We start from the raw sequence: 19,089 nt of genomic DNA, 5'->3' as shown, positions 1-19,089 counted from the left end.
TTACTCTTGTTCCTCAGTCGCTTGATTTAACGCTTTCGCTTGATTTAGTAAAAAGACGATTGTATCATCGATAAATTGGGTGACTTCTGGACGAACCGTTTTCGCATCTAGTTGTATACTCTCCTCGAAACGAATATTTTCCCGTATTTTTTCTAAGGATTTTGCGATGTCGAGATTCTTTTCGAGTTCGCTCGGTTTGTAATCAGAATCATCTTTTTGCCCGATTAAGTAATCCACGGAAACATCAAATACCATGGAAATATGACGTAACATTTCGATATCAGGCTCCCGAATACCGTACTCCCAATTGCCGTATGTTGATGTGGCATTTAAGCCGAGCCTACGAGCGGTCTCTACTTTGGACCACCCCTTCTGTTCTCTTAAAATGGTCAAACGATTTTTTAATTTCGACATTTTATCACTCCTTTTAGAAAATATTATACCACAACTTACACAATACAGCTATTTTGTTACACAAAACGAATTATATTCAGTTGACATCAACTAATAGAGTTGATATTATAGGGTTATAAACACAAATTGAGTAGAATGGAGCGATACACATGGCAACAGCTACAGACAAGAAAATCAATTGGGCGAAAGTGAGAAAGAAGAGAGAGTCTCTAGGTATTTCGCAAGCGTTTATTTCAAGAAAAATGGGTTACAAATACAGTTCTGGTTATTCTAATTTAGAAAAAGGGATGGTGAGGTTAACCGCTGAAAAAGCAGCGATTTTAGCTGAAATTCTCCATTGTAAGCAAGAAGACTTTTTTAAATAAAACCCCGTCAAAACGTGACGATTCGTCACGTTTTTTGTGTGTTAAAGAAAATGATATCGCCTAAAAAGGCATTTTAGTGAAAAAAGAATATCAACTAGGCGCGAAATCGTGTAAAATAAAGGAGAATAGCGAGAAACGCTACCCATCCAACAAATATTGTATGGAGAGTTATAAAAAAATGGGATCTATTCTGTGAGGAGTTTTGAATTATGAAAGAGTCAGAAATTATTTTTCCTACAATTGTGGAGATGTTTTTAAAAGAAGGAGCAGTTGCACTTGGTGACAATGAGGCGCAAGCCGTACAGAAATTTCTTGAGCAAGCCTACAGCGATCAGCCTTGCAATGAACAAATAGTGTATGCCTTGATTAAATTCTACAATGCCCAGCAGGAGTTTGGCAATGCTAAAGAAGTTGGTCAGGCCTTTTTAATGATGGATGGGTATAACAAAGCGATACTGGGTGAGCTCTCAGCAACGTTTTTATCGCTCAACGAAATGGATACGTACTTTAGTCTAGTAAAACAACACTTGGAGAAAGAATCTCAGTTGGATGATCTTGAAATCAATGATGTGGCCGAGAGCAATGTCATTCTGTTTCCAAAAAAAATTAAGCCAAGACGGAATATCGCGAATTTTTTAGAGTGGGGGACGCCGGAGCAATTAGAATTTTTGCAACAAGCTCGGTTTCATGATATTGAGCCATATTTTGAGCCGTTTGCCGTGTTTTTAAAGGATGCGACAACCTCTCCGTTTGTGAAGTCGATGATTTTTGAGCTTTTGCAAGAAAAGAAGGTGAATGTAGTATTTCTTGTGAAGAAATTAGGGTTGGAAGAAAGCTTTAACCCGAGTAAAGTACCGCTTTTAAGCCGCAACACGTTTATGGAGGAATTAATGGAGAAGTTAACGAAGCGCTGGGAGCATACGAATCCAAGCCTTTTGGAGCAAGTGCTAGTTATTGTTCAACAGCATTTATTTATTATGTATCCTTTTCAGTTCCCATCGACAGATACAGACCTCTGGAGCGAGGCTTATAGCCAGTGGTTGCTACAACTATATGGTGAGAGTCAGCAAGATGACACGGCAATAAATCAGGAGGAGTTAATAGAAGCAACACGATTTATTGAGAGGATGGAACAAGCACAGCAAAATTATCTGCTGTAACTAGAGGATTGTAGTTTTCAAGTAGATAAGTTTTATGTTATTATATATGAGTGTGACTGAAATAAGGATTGAGTAATCAAGACTATTAACCAGTAAATAGATGTATGGAGGGAATACCATGTCAGTGAAATGGGAAAAAAAAGAAGGTAATGTTGGTACATTAACTTTCGAAATCAATCAAGATCAAATTAAAACAGGAATGGACAAAGCGTTCCAAAAAGTTCGTAAAAATTTAAACGTACCAGGTTTCCGTAAAGGGAAAGTGCCACGTCAAATTTTTAACCAACGTTTTGGAGAAGAGGCTTTGTACCAAGATGCTTTGGATATCTTGTTGCCAGAAGTTTATGCAGCTGCAATTGAAGAATCTGGAATTGATCCAGTGGACAACCCACAAATCAATGTAGAGTCTATGGAAAAAGATGCAGTTTGGGTACTAACAGCAGAAGTGACTGTGAAACCTGAAGTGAAATTAGGCGACTATAAAGGTGTGGAAGTAGAAGCGCGTGATTCGAAATTAACAGACGAAGAAGTGGATGCTGAGCTTAAGAGCATGCAAGAACGTCAAGCAGAATTAGTTGTTCGTGAAGATGCTCCAGCTGAGGATGGCGATACAGTTATCCTTGATTTTGAAGGATTTAAAGACGGTGTTGCTTTTGAAGGCGGCCAAGCAGACAATCATTCATTAGAACTTGGATCAGGTTCATTTATCCCAGGTTTTGAAGAACAAGTGGTTGGTTTGAAAGCTGGCGACGAAAAAGATATCGAATTAACATTCCCAGAAGAATATCATGCAGAAGATCTTGCAGGACAAGCAGTTGTCTTCAAAATCAAAGTGCATGAAGTAAAAGCAAAAGAGGTTCCAGAACTTGATGATGAGCTTGCAAAAGACATCGACGAAGAAGTGGAAAACCTTGCTGAATTGAAAGAAAAAGTAACAAAACGTTTACAAGAAGCGAAAGAAGATAGCGTTGTGCAAGCGAAGCAAAATGATGCGATTGCTAAAGCGGTAGAAAATGCAGAAGTGGAAATTCCACATGCAATGGTACACCACGAAGCAGACCACATGATGAACCATTTTGCGCAAGATTTACAAGCACAAGGGTTAACTCCTGAACTTTATTATCAATTCACTGGTCAAACAGAAGAAGCGATGCATGCACAAATGGAAACAGACGCTGAAAAACGCGTAAAAACAAACCTAGTTCTTGAAGCAATTGCTGAAGCTGAAGGTATTACACCAACAGAAGCAGATATTGAAGAAGAAGTAAAAACGCTTGCTGAGAAATACAGCATGGAAGTAGACGCAGTTCGTGCAGCATTAGGCGATATGAACGAATTGAAATCCGACCTTAAAATCCGTAAAGCGATCGATCTTTTAGTGGAAAACGCTAAAGAAGTCGAAGCAAAATCAGCGGAGTAATTTTAGGAAGAAAGCAATTCATTAGTATGTTTGAGGAGGAGGCATGAGTTTATGACTTGTGTGTCCTCCTTTTTGTTGCTTTTTTTACGAAGCGACTTTAATTGAGTTAGGGTCTCAATATGCATTGGAGCAAAGTGTCAATGTTTCTTAATAGCATTTCTCACAAACTAGTGATATGATAAACAGACATAAGCTTGTTTTATAAGGCATAACGCTTATGAAAACACTTAATTAGAAGGGGTGAAAACCTTGTTCAAATTTAATGACGAAAAAGGATCTTTGAAATGTTCCTTTTGTGGTAAAACACAAGACCAAGTACGCAAACTAGTTGCAGGACCTGGCGTGTATATTTGCGACGAGTGTATCGAATTATGTAACGAAATTATTGAAGAAGAACTGAATGTGTCTGAATTTGTAGATTTTGGTGATGTGCCGAAACCTCATGAAATTCGCCGCATTTTAAGTGATTATGTGATCGGTCAAGACCGCGCGAAAAAAGCGTTGGCAGTTGCCGTTTATAATCACTATAAGCGTATTAACTCCAATGAGAAAGCAGACGATGCGGTGGAGCTTTCCAAGAGTAATATCTGCTTAATCGGACCGACTGGTAGTGGTAAAACATTGCTAGCACAGACGCTTGCAAGGTTGCTTAATGTTCCGTTTGCAATTGCAGATGCAACAAGTTTAACCGAAGCTGGATATGTCGGCGAAGATGTAGAAAATATTCTTCTAAAACTAATCCAAGCAGCTGATTTTGATGTGGAACGTGCCGAAAAAGGTATTATTTACATTGATGAAATTGATAAAGTTGCACGTAAATCAGAAAATCCGTCTATTACACGTGATGTATCTGGTGAAGGTGTGCAACAAGCCTTGCTGAAAATCTTAGAAGGAACGGTTGCAAGTGTTCCTCCACAAGGTGGACGTAAGCACCCACATCAAGAGTTCATCCAAATCGATACTGGAAATATATTGTTTATCGTCGGTGGAGCTTTTGACGGCGTAGAACAAATCGTCAAAAATCGTCTAGGCGAGAAAGTGATTGGTTTTGGAACAGAGAATGAACAATTAAAAGAAAACGAAACATATCTTTCTAAAGTTGTTCCCGAAGATCTACTGAAATTCGGTCTAATCCCAGAATTTATCGGTCGCTTACCAGTCATTGCAACACTTGAGCAGTTAGATGAAGAGACATTGATCTCGATTTTGACAGAACCAAAAAATGCACTTGTGAAACAATATCAAAAAATGTTAGAACTGGATGATGTGGAGCTTGAGTTTACACCAGAGGCTCTATCTGAGATTTCCAAAGAAGCGATTGCTCGTAAAACAGGGGCACGTGGACTTCGCTCAATTATTGAGCATATTATGCTGGAAGTTATGTTTGAAATTCCTTCCCGTGATGATATTAAGAAATGCATCATTACAAAAGAAGCTGTTACGGGCGATGCACAGCCACAATTACAACTGGAAGATGGCTCTGTCATCCCGATTAAAACATCAGCTTGATGGAACAAGAAAACGCTAAGTCCAGATTTAGGATTTAGCGTTTTTCTTTTTGGGAATCGGGTAAACAGTAGTTAGGATATGGACTATTTATTAGAAATGGATTAGAATTACTACGGCGCAGTATATTTTGCTGTTTTTTTTAAAGCTATTCGTGCTATACTTTAATTTGTGTTTCGTAGTAATTGTAGAGAGGAACTTGAGAATATGGATAGTGAGACTAATGAGACTAAAAAAACTGGTCGTGGTAAAGGTAAGGCGATATGGGGATGGGTGCAAGTAATTCTTGTTGCTGTAATACTTTCCATGGCACTTCGCTATTTTGTGATTTCACCAGTTACAGTATTTGGGGATTCTATGTACCCGACGCTTCATGACGGAGAGCACTTATTTATTAATAAAGTAACAGGTCCTGATCGTTTTGATATTATTGTATTCCCAGCACCGGACGAGAAAGATACTGAGTATATCAAACGCGTGATCGGTTTGCCAGGCGATACGGTTGAGTATAAACAAGATCAACTGTATATCAATGGAAAAAAATACGATGAACCATACTTAGATGAGGCAAAGAAAGATTTAACGAATGGTTATTTAACGACATTAAACGATGGCGCACAAGGTAATCCTAACTTCTCCTTGGCTACGATTCCCGCTTGCGGAGGGGCAACAAAGGTTCCTGAGGGCAAGTTATTCGTTTTAGGGGACAATCGTCCAATAAGTAAAGATAGTCGCTATATCGGCTTTATCGACGAAGATAAAGTACTTGGTAAAGTGATTTCATTCGGAAAATCTTTGCAGAAGTAAATAAAGACCGCGAAAACTTGTTTTTTAAAAGAGAGTTTGTACATCATGTACAAGCTTTTTTTTTGCGATTAGTGTATACTTAGAACTAGAAAAAATAAAAACAAAAGGGTGATACGTCTAACAAGAGATCTAGGGGAGATGGCATTTTGAACGAAAAGAATTTGAAATTATTATGGAGCTGGACATGGGCAATTGTGCTTGGACTTCTTTTAACGGTACTGATTCGTTTTTACTTTTTCGTGCCTGTGATGGTGGATGGTTCCTCAATGATGCCAACGCTACACGACGGAGATCGGGTGATTATTAATCGATTTGGAAATGTCGATCGCTTCGATGTGATCATTTTTAAAGATGAGGGTAGAGAGTACGTGAAGCGCGTCATTGGTGTTCCAGGGGACAAGATCGTGTACAAAAATGATGTCCTATATATCAATGGGAAAAAACAAGCAGAGCCTTATCTAGATGAGTATAAAAAGCAATTAGACAATAGTTTATTAACGGATGATTTTAGTACAGAGGACATGATTCCAGGTGGTGTGGTGCCTAAAGGAACGGTTTTCGTATTAGGAGATAATCGCCGTGCAAGTAAGGATAGTCGCATTATGGGTCCTATTCCTGAGTCGAAAATACTTGGGACGACACCGGTTTGTTACTGGCCTTTAGAGCATGCTAAGTTTATTCAATAAAAGGAGTTTATTATGACAATACAATGGTTTCCGGGTCACATGGCGAAGGCCCGTCGTGAAGTAACAGAGAAATTGAAGCTGGTAGACGTGATTTTTGAACTGGTGGATGCAAGAATTCCATATTCGTCGTCTAACCCAATGTTGGAAGAAATTATTCACCAGAAAAGGCGAGTAATTATACTCAATAAAGCCGATACGGCAGATGAAAAAGTAACGCAAGAATGGATTGATCATTTTGCGGAACGAGGTCTGCCAGCGGTTGCAGTAAATGCACAAGAAGGTAAAGGAATGCATAAAATTGAACGGGCAGCAGAAGCGTTGATGGCAGAAAAATTTGAGCGTCAGCGTAGTCGTGGCATGAAGCCAAGAGCTATTCGGGCCATGATCTTAGGTATTCCTAATGTTGGAAAATCTACTTTGATTAATAGGCTTGTGAAGAAAAATATTGCAAAAACGGGGAATAAACCAGGTGTGACGAAAGCGCAACAATGGATCAAAGTGGGGAAAACGTTGGAATTGCTTGATACTCCCGGCATTTTATGGCCTAAATTTGAAGATCAACGCGTTGGTTATAAATTAGCGCTTACTGGGGCGATAAAGGACGATCTTTTGCATATGGAAGAGGTTGCAGGCTTTGGTTTGCGTTTTTTAGAAGCACATTATCCAGAAAAGCTACATCACTGGTTGCAAATCGAGGTTTTGCCGGAAGAGACGACAGAAGTACTGGCGATGATTGCGGAGCGCCGAGGTATTTTTGACCGCTATCGTGATCCTGATTATTCACGGGCAGCAGAACTACTAGTACGTGAGATGCGTCAAGAAAAAATGGGACGCGTTTCTTTCGATTTTCCAAGCGATTTATTAGTGGAGGATGATGCAGATGGCGGAGAAAATAGCAGTCATTAAAGAGCGATTGGCATCTGTCATTTCTGAGGACGATCCGTTTTTTCAAGCGTGTCTTTTAGATGAGCGAAAAGGTGTCGCGAACTTGATTACGTCTTTCAGGCGGAGGCAAGCGAAACAAAAGGCGCTTTACGAACAATTGGAGATAATGAAATACTATGAAACAGAGGCGCGCGCTCGTGGTTTCGAACGAATAGCAGGCATTGATGAGGTGGGGCGCGGTCCGCTTGCTGGGCCCGTCGTTGCGGCTGCGGTTATATTGCCAGAAGATTTTGATGTGGTCGGTGTCAATGATTCCAAACAGCTGAATGAGGCGAAACGGGATCAATTATTTGATGCGATTATGGAAAATGCTATTGCTGTAGGAATAGGTATTAAATCCCATGAAGTAATTGATAAAGTTAATATTTATGAAGCCACGAAGTTAGCGATGGCAGAAGCTATCGACGCGCTTCCCGTTACGCCCGATTTTTGTTTGATTGATGCAATGCCGTTAAAATACTGTGAACATGAATTGTCCTTAATAAAAGGCGATAGTAAGAGTGTTTCTATAGCCGCGGCTTCGATTATTGCGAAAGTGACACGAGATAGAATGATGGCCAGTTTTGATATCGAATTTCCAGGATACGGCTTTTCAAAAAATATGGGATATGGTACAAAAATTCATTTGGACGGACTTCAGAAACAAGGTATTTGCCCAATTCATCGATTAAGTTTCGCACCGGTGAAAAATATTTTTTTAGCTAATAAAAGCTAGTTCAAAAAGCAGAGAGAGCATGCAAAATTATCTTTTGAAAAGAAAGAGATGATTTTGCGTGTTCGATTCTGCTTTTTTGCTGTTTTTGACACAATTTACAAAATGAAGGTAGGCGGATAAAATGAGGTAAACGTGAAGGAGCAAATAAATGAAAAATTGGTTATTGCATATGAAATACTGTCCGTCCCTATCTGTGAAACAGCTAAGTAAGCTATGGCGTGAAATTCCAAAAGATCGTTTGAGAAGCTTGGCACCAAACGAGATAGCGGTATTTTTAGAGATGCCTGAGGAAAAGAGTGAACGATTTAAAAAAGAGTTTTATCAATTTAACTTGGTAAGTACCACGAATGAGTTAGATAATCGTGAAATCCAGTTAGTATCTATTGAAGATGACTATTATCCGCAATTATTGCGTGAATTATATGATCCCCCTTTGTTACTATTTGCTAGAGGTGATCTAGAATTATTGGCGTGGGAAAAACTAGCTATTGTCGGGACTAGGAAAATGACAGAGTATGGCAAGCAGATACTACATCATTTGGTGGAGCCTCTATGTAAGGAATCCTTAGTCATTGTGAGCGGCTTGGCGACGGGAATTGATGCACAGGCTCACCGCGAAGCTCTCGAAATAGGTGGCAAGACAATGGCGGTTATTGGTAGTGGTTTTTTCAATTTTTATCCGCGTGAAAATATGGAGCTTTTTGAAGCGATAATGAAGAGTGGCCTTGTTTTAAGTGAATATGCCCCCCATGTGACAGCGCGGAAATGGCATTTTCCAGAGCGGAATCGAATTATTAGTGGTCTTTGTTTGGGTACGCTCATCATTCAAGCGGAGAAGAGAAGTGGTTCTTTGATCACGGCGGATGCAGCCCTTAATCAGAATCGGGAAGTGTTTGCGGTTCCAGGAGGGATTTTTGGGCTTAGCTCAGCAGGTACTAATAAATTAATTCAGGAAGGAGCAAAATTAGTGATGGACGCACCAGATATAATGGAAGAATTGCGTCAATAAGGATAAAATTCTACATTTTAAGTGATTAGACTTGCATTTCTCGCGTATTTGATATAAGTTGGCTAAAGAATCATCATTATTCCAAACATACAAAAGAACGAGTGGAATGAAAATGAATTGACAAATAGCACAACTAAGGATAACATTTACTACTGATTACAAATTATTTTTTGTGATTAGAGTTGGAGACTATTTAAAATCGGAAGCTGATTGTCAGAAAATATAGTATGACGCGCTCCGCTGTCTTAAATGCGTATCCCAAATTAGGGAGGAATTAACAATGGCTGATTATTTAGTAATAGTAGAGTCACCTGCAAAAGCTAAGACAATTGAGAAATACCTTGGCAAGAAGTATAAAGTAAAAGCCTCGATGGGACATCTTCGAGATTTACCAAAGAGTCAAATGGGTGTAGATACAGAAAACAATTTTGAACCCCGCTATATCACTATTCGTGGGAAAGGTCCCATTTTAAAAGAGCTAAAACAAGCTGCTAAAAAAGCTAAAAAAGTATATCTCGCAGCCGATCCAGATCGTGAGGGTGAAGCAATTGCTTGGCACCTTGCGACCAGTTTAGGATTAGATCAAACAGACGATTTACGTGTCGTTTTTAATGAAATTACAAAAGAAGCAGTGAAAGAATCATTCAAACATCCACGTAAGATTGATATGGACTTAGTAGATGCACAACAGGCTCGTCGTATCTTAGATCGATTAGTGGGATATAATATCAGTCCTATTCTATGGAAGAAAGTAAAAAAAGGGTTGAGTGCTGGACGCGTTCAATCAGTGGCACTGAAGCTCGTTATCGATCGGGAAAATGAAATCAAAGCCTTCATACCTGAAGAATATTGGACAATTGACGGCAATTTCAAAAAAGGCAAAAAAGAATTCCAAGCCAATTTTTACGGCATGAATGGCAAGAAGAAAAAATTATCAACGGTTGATGATGTGAAAGAAGTTATGTCAACGATCAAGGGCAAGCAATTTGAAGTTATAGATGTTGTTAAAAAGGAACGTTTACGCAATCCTGCAGCACCTTTTACAACTTCATCACTGCAACAAGAAGCTGCTCGTAAATTGAATTTCCGGACGCGTAAAACGATGATGTTAGCGCAACAATTGTATGAAGGAATTGCACTTGGACGCCAAGGGACGGTAGGTCTAATTACTTACATGCGTACAGACTCCACACGTATTTCGGATACAGCGATTCAAGAAGCTTCGACTTTTATTACAGAGAATTACGGCAAAGAATTTGGGCGGACGCAAAAAAGAAATGACAAAAAAGCAAAGGGTTCACAAGATGCCCATGAAGCGATTCGTCCGACTAGTGCTATGCGCTCTCCACAAGAAGTAAAAGAATATCTTGGTCGCGATCAGTTACGATTGTATCGCCTTATCTGGGAACGTTTTATAGCAAGTCAAATGGCACCAGCAGTTTTGGATACAATGCGCGTAGACTTAGATAATAATGGCGTGATGTTCCGAGCAAATGGTTCTAAAATTAAGTTTGCTGGATTTATGAAAGTATACGTTGAAAGTAACGACGATAATAAAGAAGAAAAAGAAAACATTTTACCGGATCTAAAAAAAGGTGACAAAGTAGAGTCACAATCGCTAGAACAGCGCCAACATTTCACGCAACCACCACCACGTTATACGGAGGCGAGACTAGTAAAAACGCTAGAAGAAATCGGTATTGGTCGCCCATCTACGTATTCTCCTACATTAGATACTATCCAGCGACGCAACTATGTTTCTTTAGATAATAAACGCTTTGTACCTACGGAACTAGGTGAGATTGTTCATGAGTTAATTCGAGATTATTTCCCTGAAATATTAGATGTCCAGTTCACGGCAAACATGGAAGCAGAGCTCGATGAAGTAGAACATGGTGAAATACAATGGGTAAAGGTTATTGACCAATTCTACAAAGGGTTCGAGAAGAATGTAGAACGGGCAGATAAAGAAATGGAAAAAATTGAAATCAAAGATGAGCCCGCAGGAATAGATTGTGACCTGTGCGGCGCGCCAATGGTTTTTAAAATGGGTAAATACGGTAAGTTCTTAGCTTGCAGTCGTTTCCCTGATTGTCGAAACACAAAGCCGATCGTAAAAGAAATTGGTGTGACGTGCCCGAAATGTAACGAAGGGCAAGTTATTGAACGCAAGAGTAAGAAAAAACGGATATTTTATGGTTGTGATCGCTATCCAGCATGTGATTATGTATCTTGGGATAAACCGATCGCGCGTCCTTGTCCGAAATGTAATGAAAAAGCACTTGTAGAGAAGAAGCTCAAAAAAGGTGTGCAAATTCAATGTACACATTGTGACTATAAAGAACAGCCTCAGCAATGATGCACACATATCAAATTTAATAAAATAGCTAGAAACAATGGCAACGGCGATTATCGTGTGTTGCTATTGTTCTGAACTGGGGGATAAAATGGAGCAAAAAGTAAATGTAATCGGAGCTGGGCTTGCAGGTAGTGAGGCAGCTTGGCAACTCGCAAAACGTGGAATTAAAGTGGATTTATATGAAATGCGCCCAGTGAAGCAAACACCGGCTCATCATACAGATAAATTTGCAGAGTTAGTATGCAGTAATTCATTGCGCGCTAATACGATGACAAATGCGGTTGGTGTAATCAAGGAAGAGATGCGTTTGCTCGACTCTATCATTATCGAAGCAGCAGACAAAGCTTCTGTTCCGGCAGGTGGAGCATTAGCGGTCGATCGCCATGAATTTTCTGGATATGTCACCGAGAAAGTAAAAGGGCATCCGAATGTGACGGCACATCACGAAGAAATTACAGAAATTCCGGAAGGGCCAACTATTATTGCGACAGGTCCTTTGACGAGTGAAGCACTTGCTGAGAAGATTAAGGCGCTAACAGGAGAAGAGTACTTGTACTTCTATGATGCGGCGGCTCCAATTATTGAACAAGATAGTATCGATATGGATAAAGTTTATTTGAAATCAAGATATGATAAAGGAGAAGCGGCTTACTTAAATTGTCCCATGACAGAAGAAGAATTTAACGCTTTCCACGAGGCTTTAGTAACAGCTGAAACTGCTGAATTAAAAGAATTTGAAAAAGAAATTTTCTTTGAAGGTTGTATGCCTATAGAAGTTATGGCTAAGCGTGGTATCAAAACAATGTTATTTGGTCCAATGAAACCAGTAGGCCTTGAGGATCCTAAGACAGGCAAGCGCCCATACGCGGTTTTACAATTACGCCAAGATGATGCAGCTGGAACGCTGTACAATATGGTTGGCTTCCAGACACATTTGAAATGGGGCGATCAAAAACGAGTTTTCCAAATGATTCCTGGTCTAGAAAATGCTGAAATTGTTCGTTTCGGTGTGATGCATCGTAACACGTTCATTAACTCGCCGAAAGTATTGTTACCAACATACCAACTAAAGGCTCGGCCAGATCTTTTTTTTGCTGGACAAATGACAGGTGTTGAGGGGTATGTGGAGTCTGCAGCAAGTGGTTTAGCTGCTGGAATCAATGCTGCGCGTCTTGTTCTTGGTGAAGATTTGCTTGTGTTCCCACCAGAAACAGCGATCGGTAGTATGGCATATTATATTACAAACACCAACACGAAAACATTCCAACCAATGAATGTGAATTTTGGGCTATTCCCAGATTTACCATCGAAAATTCGTAATAAGCAAGAACGAAATGAGCAACATGCTAACCGAGCTATTGCAGCTGTAAAAGAAGTTATTCCTACCATTTAGGACTCAACGTGGTACGGCTTTATCAAACAAACAATAAAGCCGTATTGTCTTATTTTCATTTTAGAGGAAAAATATTACTGATATAATATAAACAAATTGGAAAAATGGATATTTTTAGAAATCGCATGAGAGTGCCTTTCATCCTTTAATTTACACTTTATCGGTTCAATTCGAAAGGTTGCGAAAAATGTATAAAATTATTGCAACATCACACCATGTGTGTTACGATGGACTTGTTTGAGAGGTGTGTGCATATGATGGCTGGACGAAATTGGGAACAAGAGTTTAGCAATTACCTAAGCATTGAGCGCAATTATTCAGAACATACTAATATTAATTATCTCCATGATATTCGGGAGTTTCATTCGTTCATGTTGGAGGAAGCGATTCATGTCTTTGCGGATGTGAGTTATATGGATGTTAGGCTATATCTTACGCGTTTACGCAAACAGGAATTTGCCCGCACAACAGTAGCACGGAAAATTTCAAGTTTGCGCAGTTTTTATGCCTTTCTACTGAGAGAAAAAGTTATAAATGAGAACCCATTTGCTTTTGTATCACATTCTAAGAAGCAGTTGCGTTTGCCGAAATTTTTCTACTCACAGGAGATGGAAGCATTATTCGATGTTGTATATGCGAATAATGATCCGCTTACTTTACGAGATCGGGCCTTGCTAGAGCTGTTATATGCTACTGGTATCCGAGTGAGTGAATGCGCAGGAATTCTATTGTCTGATATTGATCAAGCCTATCAAGCAATTTTAATAAGGGGAAAAGGGAACAAGGAAAGATATGTTCCGTTTGGTGTTTTTGCGTTGGACGCTGTGAATGATTATACAAATGGCGGACGAGATCTGCTAATGGAGCACCACCAAAAGACGCATCAGAGTTTGCTTATTAATCATTATGGTGATCCACTGACAGCAAGAGGAATTCGCTATTGTTTGAACAAGGTGATTGAGAGAGCTTCGCTGACCCGGAAAATTCATCCTCATATGTTGCGACACACGTTTGCTACAGACTTGTTAAATAACGGCGCTGATATGCGAACTGTTCAAGAACTATTGGGACATGCGAGCCTTTCCTCAACACAAATATACACGCATGTGACAAAAGAGTATTTGAAAGAAACGTATATGAAACATCATCCAAGAGCTTAATTTTTGAGAATGGAGGCGTATCAAAAAATGACTACGATATTTGCAATCCGTCATAATGGACAGTCTGCGATGGCTGGAGATGGGCAAGTAACATTAGGAAATTCTGTCGTGATGAAACATACTGCTAAGAAAGTGAGACGTCTTTTTCATGAGAAAGTAGTCGCCGGTTTTGCAGGTTCGGTTGCGGATGCTTTTACGCTTTTTGAGAAGTTTGAGGGAAAGCTAAATGAGTATAATGGTAACCTGGAGCGTGCGGCGGTAGAACTAGCGAAGCAGTGGCGTAGCGACAATGTTTTACGCAAACTTGAGGCGATGCTAATTGTTATGGATGACGAAAAATTATTATTAGTATCTGGAACAGGTGAGGTCATTGAGCCTGACGATGGTATTCTAGCAATCGGTTCTGGAGGGAATTATGCGCTCGCCGCAGGACGTGCGATGGTTCGCTTCGATGGCGATCGATTGGAAGCCAAGGAGATTGCTCGGAATGCGCTGGATATTGCTTCGGAAATTTGTGTTTTCACGAATGATAATATTATTGTAGAACAATTGTAGAGGAGGGACTCGATTTGTCAAATGTCAATTTAACACCTCGCCAAATCGTAGAGAAACTGGATCAATATATCATTGGGCAAACAGGTGCTAAAAAATCGGTAGCTGTAGCCCTCCGAAATCGTTATCGCCGCTCGTTGATGGTGGATGAAATACGTGATGAGGTCATTCCTAAAAACATTTTGATGATTGGCCCAACTGGTGTCGGAAAAACAGAGATTGCGCGCCGTATTGCTAAAATTGTTCGGGCGCCATTTTCTAAAGTAGAAGCAACAAAATTTACAGAAGTTGGTTATGTTGGCCGAGATGTTGAATCGATGGTTCGCGACCTTGTCGAGGTTTCCGTTCGTCTTGTGAAGGATGAAAAAATGCAACTTGTTCGCGTGAAAGCAGAGGAAAATGCGGAAAAACGCTTAGTAAAACTGCTTGTTCCTAATAAGAAAAAGCAGAAACAATCCTCGCAAAATCCACTAGAAATGCTATTCGGCGGTGGTGGAAATCAGCAACAGGAAGAAGAAGTGGAGCCGGAAGATGACACTGTACGCTCAAAACGTAACCAAATCGAGTGGCAGTTAAAAAATGGTGATCTGGACAATGACTATGTTACGGTCGAAGTGAAAGAGCAACAAAGTCCAATGGCAGATATGTTTCGTGGCACAGGGATGGACCAAATGGGCAGTATGCAAGATGCTTTTTCAGGTCTTTTTCCGTCCAAAATGAAGAAGCGAAAAGTAACAGTCAAAGAAGCGCGCAAAATTCTTTTTGAAGATGAAGCGTCGAAGTTGATTGATCAAGACGAAGTCGCGTCAGAAGCAATACTGCGCGCGGAACAAATGGGTATCATCTTTATTGATGAGATAGATAAGATTGCCAGTGGTGGACAAGGCGGGGGAAATGCGCAAGTATCGCGTGAAGGTGTACAACGAGATATTTTGCCGATTGTGGAAGGCTCACAAATCGCGACGAAATATGGTACGGTGAACACAGAATATATTCTGTTCATTGCCGCGGGGGCATTTCATATGTCTAAGCCATCAGATCTTATTCCAGAATTACAAGGGCGTTTTCCAATCAGGATTGAGCTAGATAAATTATCCCAAGAAGATTTTGTTAAAATTTTAACGGAGCCAGATAATGCGCTGATTAAACAATATAAAGCACTATTGAAGACGGAAGATATTGAACTTATTTTTACGAAGGAAGCTGTAGAGCGACTGGCTGAAATCGCCTTTCACGTCAACCAAGAAACGGACAATATCGGTGCCAGGAGATTGCATACAATTTTGGAGAAATTATTAGAAGACTTGCTTTTTGAAGCGCCAGAGATTACACTAGAAGCTGTCACGGTAACAGAAAGTTATGTGAACGACAAATTAGCAACGATTATGATGGATAAAGATTTAACGCAATTCATTTTATAAAAATTTTAGGAGGACTAATAATGAACTTATTAGCAAAAACAAGAAAAATTAATGCCATGTTACAAAATGCAGCAGGTAAAACGGTTAACTTTAAAGAAATGGCGGATACATTAGCGGATGTTATCGAAGCAAACACATATGTCGTGAGCCGTAAAGGGAAACTTTTAGGTTATTCTGAAGTTTTACCAATCGAAAATGCACGTATGAAACAAATGTTAGTAGAACGTCAATTCCCAGAAGAGTATACGAACAGTCTTTTCAATGTAAATGAAACGTCTTCTAACTTGGAGGTTTCTAGCCAATACACAGCTTTCCCAATCGAAAATAGCGATCTCTTTGTCAAAGGTTTAACGACGATTGTTCCTATTGTTGGTGGTGGGGAACGTCTTGGTACATTGATTCTTTCTCGTCTAGAAAATGATTTCACAGATGACGATTTGTTGCTTGCCGAGTATGGCGGAACAGTTGTTGGGATGGAAATTTTACATGAGAAAGCAGAGGAAATTGAAGAGGAAGCGCGTAGTCGTGCTGTTGTTCAAATGGCTATCAGCTCACTTTCATATAGTGAACTTGAAGCGATTGAGCATATTTTCGATGAGCTAAATGGTAAAGAAGGCTTGCTTGTTGCTTCTAAAATTGCTGACCGTGTAGGTATTACTCGTTCAGTTATTGTGAATGCCTTGCGTAAACTTGAAAGTGCTGGCGTTATCGACTCACGTTCCCTAGGAATGAAAGGTACATTTATCCGTGTCTTGAATGACAAGTTCCTAGTAGAATTAGAAAAATTAAAAAACCATTAATTCGAAACTAGTTTTAGAGACTTCCGCGATTGTTCTGATTGTGGAAGTTTTTTTGTCGTGGTAGAATGGTATGTGCTAAGGAGGGGAAAATGGATGAAGTATCATGAGTCAAGGATTGTTGTCCGGTATGCAGAAACGGATCAGATGGGAATTGTTTATCATGCTAATTATTTAGTGTGGATGGAGATTGGCCGTACGGAGTTTCTAGAGAGCATCGGTTTGCGCTATTTTGATATGGAGCAGGAAGGTTATATTTCACCGGTTCTGGATGTGCATTTGTCATATAAGCAGGCGATGAAGTACGGACAAACGGCTATAGTAAAAACGTGGATTAAGTCTTATGACGGGTTTCGGATTGTTTATGGCTATGAGATTAGGCAGGTTGGTAGCGAGCAAATACATATTTTTGGTGAGACAGAGCATATCGCAGTTCGCAAAGGCGACTTTAGGCCAGTGAGTACAAGACGGACATTCCCTTTATGGCATGAGGCTTATTTAAAAGCAATGAAATCATAATGGTAGGTGAGGACGATGGCTTTTGGAGTGAAGCGTGCGGAGCTTGAAGCATGGAAAAAAAGAGCGGATAGCGGTGAAGTAGCTTTTTTAACACATTACTGGTTAGATGATCGCTTTCCTGATTCCAAAACAGTAACAAAGGCGGCTTGTGCGGATATCGAAAAGCTTGAAGCATGGGGAGCGACGTATGGTTTCAAGCCCGAGTGGATTGATAAGCGCCACGACGGCTATCCTCACTATGATTTGTTTGGAGAAATACAACGAACCGTATTAAAAAAAGAAGGCGAATGGGATCAGCTAGAGCGATTTCATTTGAATGGTGATGACGAATGTTGAAATTAGAAAATGATGCATTACTTGTAGAACTAAAAGAAGATGGAGCGGAATTAACCCGTATTTTCGATAAAAATTCGGAAAAAGAATTTTTGTGGCACGCAGATGGCGCGTTTTGGGGTAGACACTCACCGGTGCTTTTTCCGACGGTGGGACGCTTAGTAGAGGATACGTATTTGGTGGATGGAAAACCGTTTCATTTGGGGCAACATGGCTTTGCGCGGGATCGCATATTCCAAGTGACGGATCAAAGTGAGCAGTCGATAACTTTACGACTAGAAGCAGATGAGGAATCACTGCTGATCTATCCGTTCCGTTTTGCGTTGGAAATCTCCTATCGATTAGAAGGTGGAACCATTCATGTGGGGTATCACGTCGTAAATTTGGATGATAAAACGATCTATTTCTCGATCGGTGCACACCCCGCGTTTAACGTGCCATTTGTTGAGGGCGAAGTGTTTGAGGACTATTACTTGGAATTTGGCGCCACCGAGCAACTCGATACTCTAGCGTTATCAGGGCCTTATTTATCAGGGGAGAAAAAGAAAATAGCGGATGCAAAAAAATTAGCGCTGAACTATGATTTATTTGCGAATGATGCTTTGATTTTCGAAGGATTAACGAAAAATGAAATCACTATTCGTTCGCGAAAAAACAGGCATTTTGTCAAAGTAGCGTTTCCTAATTTCAAATATGTAGGTATTTGGACGCCGAAACCAGGGACTCCGTTTTTATGTATTGAACCATGGTTTGGTATTGCAGATACGAAAGGCGCATCGGTCGAATTACAAGACAAGAAAGCGATGGAAGAATTGGCTGTAGGTAACGATTTTTCAAGTGAATACACGATTACAATTGGGTGAAAGTAAAAACCTCAAAAGCTGGATTTTATTCTAGCTTTTGAGGTTTTTACTCATTATTTTACATCCATGTTATCTTCGGCTCTTCTCCTTTTTTGATCCGCTTAATATTCGGGATATGGCGATAAATAATGAATGCAGCAATCGCGGCTATAATACCAACCAAAATCCAATCCATTAAGAAGAGCGAGATAACGAGTGCACTTGCAGCTGCTATCATAGAACTAAGAGAGACGTACTTGCTTAATTTTAGCGAAAGAGCAAAAATCAGGATCGCAGCCACGAACAGCCATGGTGCATAGGCTAAAATGACGCCGGCCGACGTGGCCACAGCTTTGCCTCCTTTGAATTTCGCGAAGATTGGGAAACTATGCCCGATAATTGCAAAAACACCCGTGAGTAGCCAGAAATGATGGTTAATATCTAATTGAAAGAAGAATGGCAATAATGTTGCAGCCGTTCCTTTCAAAATGTCCATCACGGTTACGACGATGCCAGGTTTGATGCCGAGCACGCGAAACGAATTGGTAGCACCTAGGTTACCGCTACCAAATTCACGAATGTCTTTCTTGTAGAAAATTTTTCCTATCCACAAACCGGAGGGTATGGAACCAAGCATATAAGCGATAAAGCAAAGTAAGATTATCATTTCCATGTGTTTAGAAACT

The 19,089-nt window shown here is 40.0% G+C and carries 20 protein-coding genes; 18 read left to right on the top strand and 2 right to left on the bottom strand.

Annotation, left to right across the window (positions count from 1 at the left end; genetic code table 11):
- Positions 1–414: a helix-turn-helix domain-containing protein gene (locus HCJ54_RS03560; protein WP_036064702.1), complete on the bottom strand. Its 414-nt coding sequence runs from the start codon at positions 412–414 to the stop codon at positions 1–3.
- Positions 415–563: 149 nt separating this feature from the next.
- Between HCJ54_RS03560 and HCJ54_RS03555 the strand changes: the two genes are divergently transcribed.
- From HCJ54_RS03555 to HCJ54_RS03470, 18 genes are all read left to right on the top strand, one after another.
- Positions 564–779, top strand: a complete 216-nt coding sequence (locus HCJ54_RS03555) for a helix-turn-helix domain-containing protein (protein WP_185408791.1) — start codon at positions 564–566, stop codon at positions 777–779.
- 209 nt (positions 780–988) lie between these two features.
- Positions 989–1,939, top strand: a complete 951-nt coding sequence (locus HCJ54_RS03550) for a hypothetical protein (protein WP_187136665.1) — start codon at positions 989–991, stop codon at positions 1,937–1,939.
- A 118-nt stretch (positions 1,940–2,057) separates the two neighbouring features.
- Positions 2,058–3,359, top strand: coding sequence for a trigger factor (gene tig / locus HCJ54_RS03545; protein WP_187136664.1), 1,302 nt, complete (start codon positions 2,058–2,060; stop codon positions 3,357–3,359).
- 249 nt (positions 3,360–3,608) lie between these two features.
- Positions 3,609–4,868 carry an ATP-dependent protease ATP-binding subunit ClpX gene (gene clpX / locus HCJ54_RS03540; RefSeq protein WP_036064807.1) on the top strand — a complete coding sequence of 420 codons (1,260 nt, stop codon included), beginning with the start codon at positions 3,609–3,611 and terminating at the stop codon, positions 4,866–4,868.
- Between the two features lie 204 nt (positions 4,869–5,072).
- Positions 5,073–5,672 (top strand): signal peptidase I, encoded by a 600-nt coding sequence (gene lepB / locus HCJ54_RS03535; RefSeq protein WP_187136663.1) that lies wholly within the window; start codon positions 5,073–5,075, stop codon positions 5,670–5,672.
- A gap of 146 nt (positions 5,673–5,818) precedes the next feature.
- Complete coding sequence (gene sipZ / locus HCJ54_RS03530; RefSeq protein WP_187136662.1) at positions 5,819–6,358, top strand: type I signal peptidase SipZ; 540 nt, start codon at positions 5,819–5,821, stop codon at positions 6,356–6,358.
- A gap of 12 nt (positions 6,359–6,370) precedes the next feature.
- On the top strand, positions 6,371–7,264 hold the full coding sequence (ylqF, locus tag HCJ54_RS03525) for a ribosome biogenesis GTPase YlqF (protein WP_036064809.1): 894 nt from the start codon (positions 6,371–6,373) through the stop codon (positions 7,262–7,264).
- Positions 7,239–8,018 (top strand): ribonuclease HII, encoded by a 780-nt coding sequence (locus tag HCJ54_RS03520; RefSeq protein ID WP_187136661.1) that lies wholly within the window; start codon positions 7,239–7,241, stop codon positions 8,016–8,018. Before ylqF ends, HCJ54_RS03520 begins: the two co-directional genes overlap by 26 nt.
- Before the next feature lie 148 nt (positions 8,019–8,166).
- A complete protein-coding gene (gene dprA, locus HCJ54_RS03515) occupies positions 8,167–9,027 on the top strand; it encodes a DNA-processing protein DprA (protein ID WP_187136660.1) in 861 nt (286 codons plus the stop codon).
- 280 nt (positions 9,028–9,307) lie between these two features.
- A complete protein-coding gene (gene topA / locus HCJ54_RS03510; protein ID WP_185408785.1) occupies positions 9,308–11,386 on the top strand; it encodes a type I DNA topoisomerase in 2,079 nt (692 codons plus the stop codon).
- 88 nt (positions 11,387–11,474) lie between these two features.
- Positions 11,475–12,779: an FADH(2)-oxidizing methylenetetrahydrofolate--tRNA-(uracil(54)-C(5))-methyltransferase TrmFO gene (trmFO, locus tag HCJ54_RS03505; RefSeq protein WP_187136659.1), complete on the top strand. Its 1,305-nt coding sequence runs from the start codon at positions 11,475–11,477 to the stop codon at positions 12,777–12,779.
- A 254-nt stretch (positions 12,780–13,033) separates the two neighbouring features.
- Positions 13,034–13,939 (top strand): tyrosine recombinase XerC, encoded by a 906-nt coding sequence (xerC, locus tag HCJ54_RS03500; RefSeq protein ID WP_187136658.1) that lies wholly within the window; start codon positions 13,034–13,036, stop codon positions 13,937–13,939.
- 27 nt (positions 13,940–13,966) lie between these two features.
- Positions 13,967–14,494, top strand: a complete 528-nt coding sequence (hslV, locus tag HCJ54_RS03495; RefSeq protein ID WP_187136657.1) for an HslVU peptidase proteolytic subunit — start codon at positions 13,967–13,969, stop codon at positions 14,492–14,494.
- Entirely contained in the window at positions 14,488–15,912 is a 1,425-nt protein-coding gene (hslU, locus tag HCJ54_RS03490) for an ATP-dependent protease ATPase subunit HslU (RefSeq protein ID WP_425324788.1), read from the top strand. The genes hslV and hslU overlap by 7 nt, the downstream gene beginning before the upstream one ends.
- 20 nt (positions 15,913–15,932) lie before the next feature.
- Complete coding sequence (gene codY / locus HCJ54_RS03485) at positions 15,933–16,712, top strand: GTP-sensing pleiotropic transcriptional regulator CodY (RefSeq protein WP_036077117.1); 780 nt, start codon at positions 15,933–15,935, stop codon at positions 16,710–16,712.
- Between the two features lie 93 nt (positions 16,713–16,805).
- Positions 16,806–17,228 carry an acyl-CoA thioesterase gene (locus HCJ54_RS03480; RefSeq protein WP_187136655.1) on the top strand — a complete coding sequence of 141 codons (423 nt, stop codon included), beginning with the start codon at positions 16,806–16,808 and terminating at the stop codon, positions 17,226–17,228.
- A gap of 15 nt (positions 17,229–17,243) precedes the next feature.
- Positions 17,244–17,564: a hypothetical protein gene (locus tag HCJ54_RS03475; protein WP_187136654.1), complete on the top strand. Its 321-nt coding sequence runs from the start codon at positions 17,244–17,246 to the stop codon at positions 17,562–17,564.
- A complete protein-coding gene (locus HCJ54_RS03470) occupies positions 17,558–18,424 on the top strand; it encodes an aldose 1-epimerase family protein (RefSeq protein WP_187136653.1) in 867 nt (288 codons plus the stop codon). The genes HCJ54_RS03475 and HCJ54_RS03470 overlap by 7 nt, the downstream gene beginning before the upstream one ends.
- 58 nt (positions 18,425–18,482) lie before the next feature.
- On the opposite strand, the gene plsY is transcribed toward HCJ54_RS03470, so the two are convergent.
- Complete coding sequence (plsY, locus tag HCJ54_RS03465) at positions 18,483–19,076, bottom strand: glycerol-3-phosphate 1-O-acyltransferase PlsY (RefSeq protein ID WP_187136652.1); 594 nt, start codon at positions 19,074–19,076, stop codon at positions 18,483–18,485.
- Positions 19,077–19,089: the final 13 nt, after the last annotated feature.

The organism is Listeria grandensis, from assembly GCF_014322885.1.
GTDB classification, from domain to species: Bacteria; Bacillota; Bacilli; order Lactobacillales; family Listeriaceae; genus Listeria_A; species Listeria_A grandensis.
The sequence above is the reverse complement of the archived record's forward strand: the minus strand, read 5'-3'. Positions and strand labels throughout refer to the sequence as shown.

What these genes read in the sequence shown, in the direction of transcription:
- hslV (WP_187136657.1), top strand. Translation starts at nt 13,967, where the DNA reads ATGACTACGATATTTGCAATCCGTCATAATGGACAGTCTGCGATGGCT.
- HCJ54_RS03480 (WP_187136655.1), top strand. Translation starts at nt 16,806, where the DNA reads ATGAAGTATCATGAGTCAAGGATTGTTGTCCGGTATGCAGAAACGGAT.
- codY (WP_036077117.1), top strand. Translation starts at nt 15,933, where the DNA reads ATGAACTTATTAGCAAAAACAAGAAAAATTAATGCCATGTTACAAAAT.
- plsY (WP_187136652.1), bottom strand. Translation starts at nt 19,076, where the DNA reads ATGGAAATGATAATCTTACTTTGCTTTATCGCTTATATGCTTGGTTCC.
- trmFO (WP_187136659.1), top strand. Translation starts at nt 11,475, where the DNA reads ATGGAGCAAAAAGTAAATGTAATCGGAGCTGGGCTTGCAGGTAGTGAG.
- HCJ54_RS03475 (WP_187136654.1), top strand. Translation starts at nt 17,244, where the DNA reads ATGGCTTTTGGAGTGAAGCGTGCGGAGCTTGAAGCATGGAAAAAAAGA.
- xerC (WP_187136658.1), top strand. Translation starts at nt 13,034, where the DNA reads ATGATGGCTGGACGAAATTGGGAACAAGAGTTTAGCAATTACCTAAGC.
- HCJ54_RS03520 (WP_187136661.1), top strand. Translation starts at nt 7,239, where the DNA reads ATGGCGGAGAAAATAGCAGTCATTAAAGAGCGATTGGCATCTGTCATT.
- HCJ54_RS03555 (WP_185408791.1), top strand. Translation starts at nt 564, where the DNA reads ATGGCAACAGCTACAGACAAGAAAATCAATTGGGCGAAAGTGAGAAAG.
- tig (WP_187136664.1), top strand. Translation starts at nt 2,058, where the DNA reads ATGTCAGTGAAATGGGAAAAAAAAGAAGGTAATGTTGGTACATTAACT.
- HCJ54_RS03560 (WP_036064702.1), bottom strand. Translation starts at nt 414, where the DNA reads ATGTCGAAATTAAAAAATCGTTTGACCATTTTAAGAGAACAGAAGGGG.
- HCJ54_RS03470 (WP_187136653.1), top strand. Translation starts at nt 17,558, where the DNA reads ATGTTGAAATTAGAAAATGATGCATTACTTGTAGAACTAAAAGAAGAT.
- lepB (WP_187136663.1), top strand. Translation starts at nt 5,073, where the DNA reads ATGGATAGTGAGACTAATGAGACTAAAAAAACTGGTCGTGGTAAAGGT.
- HCJ54_RS03550 (WP_187136665.1), top strand. Translation starts at nt 989, where the DNA reads ATGAAAGAGTCAGAAATTATTTTTCCTACAATTGTGGAGATGTTTTTA.
- dprA (WP_187136660.1), top strand. Translation starts at nt 8,167, where the DNA reads ATGAAAAATTGGTTATTGCATATGAAATACTGTCCGTCCCTATCTGTG.
- ylqF (WP_036064809.1), top strand. Translation starts at nt 6,371, where the DNA reads ATGACAATACAATGGTTTCCGGGTCACATGGCGAAGGCCCGTCGTGAA.
- topA (WP_185408785.1), top strand. Translation starts at nt 9,308, where the DNA reads ATGGCTGATTATTTAGTAATAGTAGAGTCACCTGCAAAAGCTAAGACA.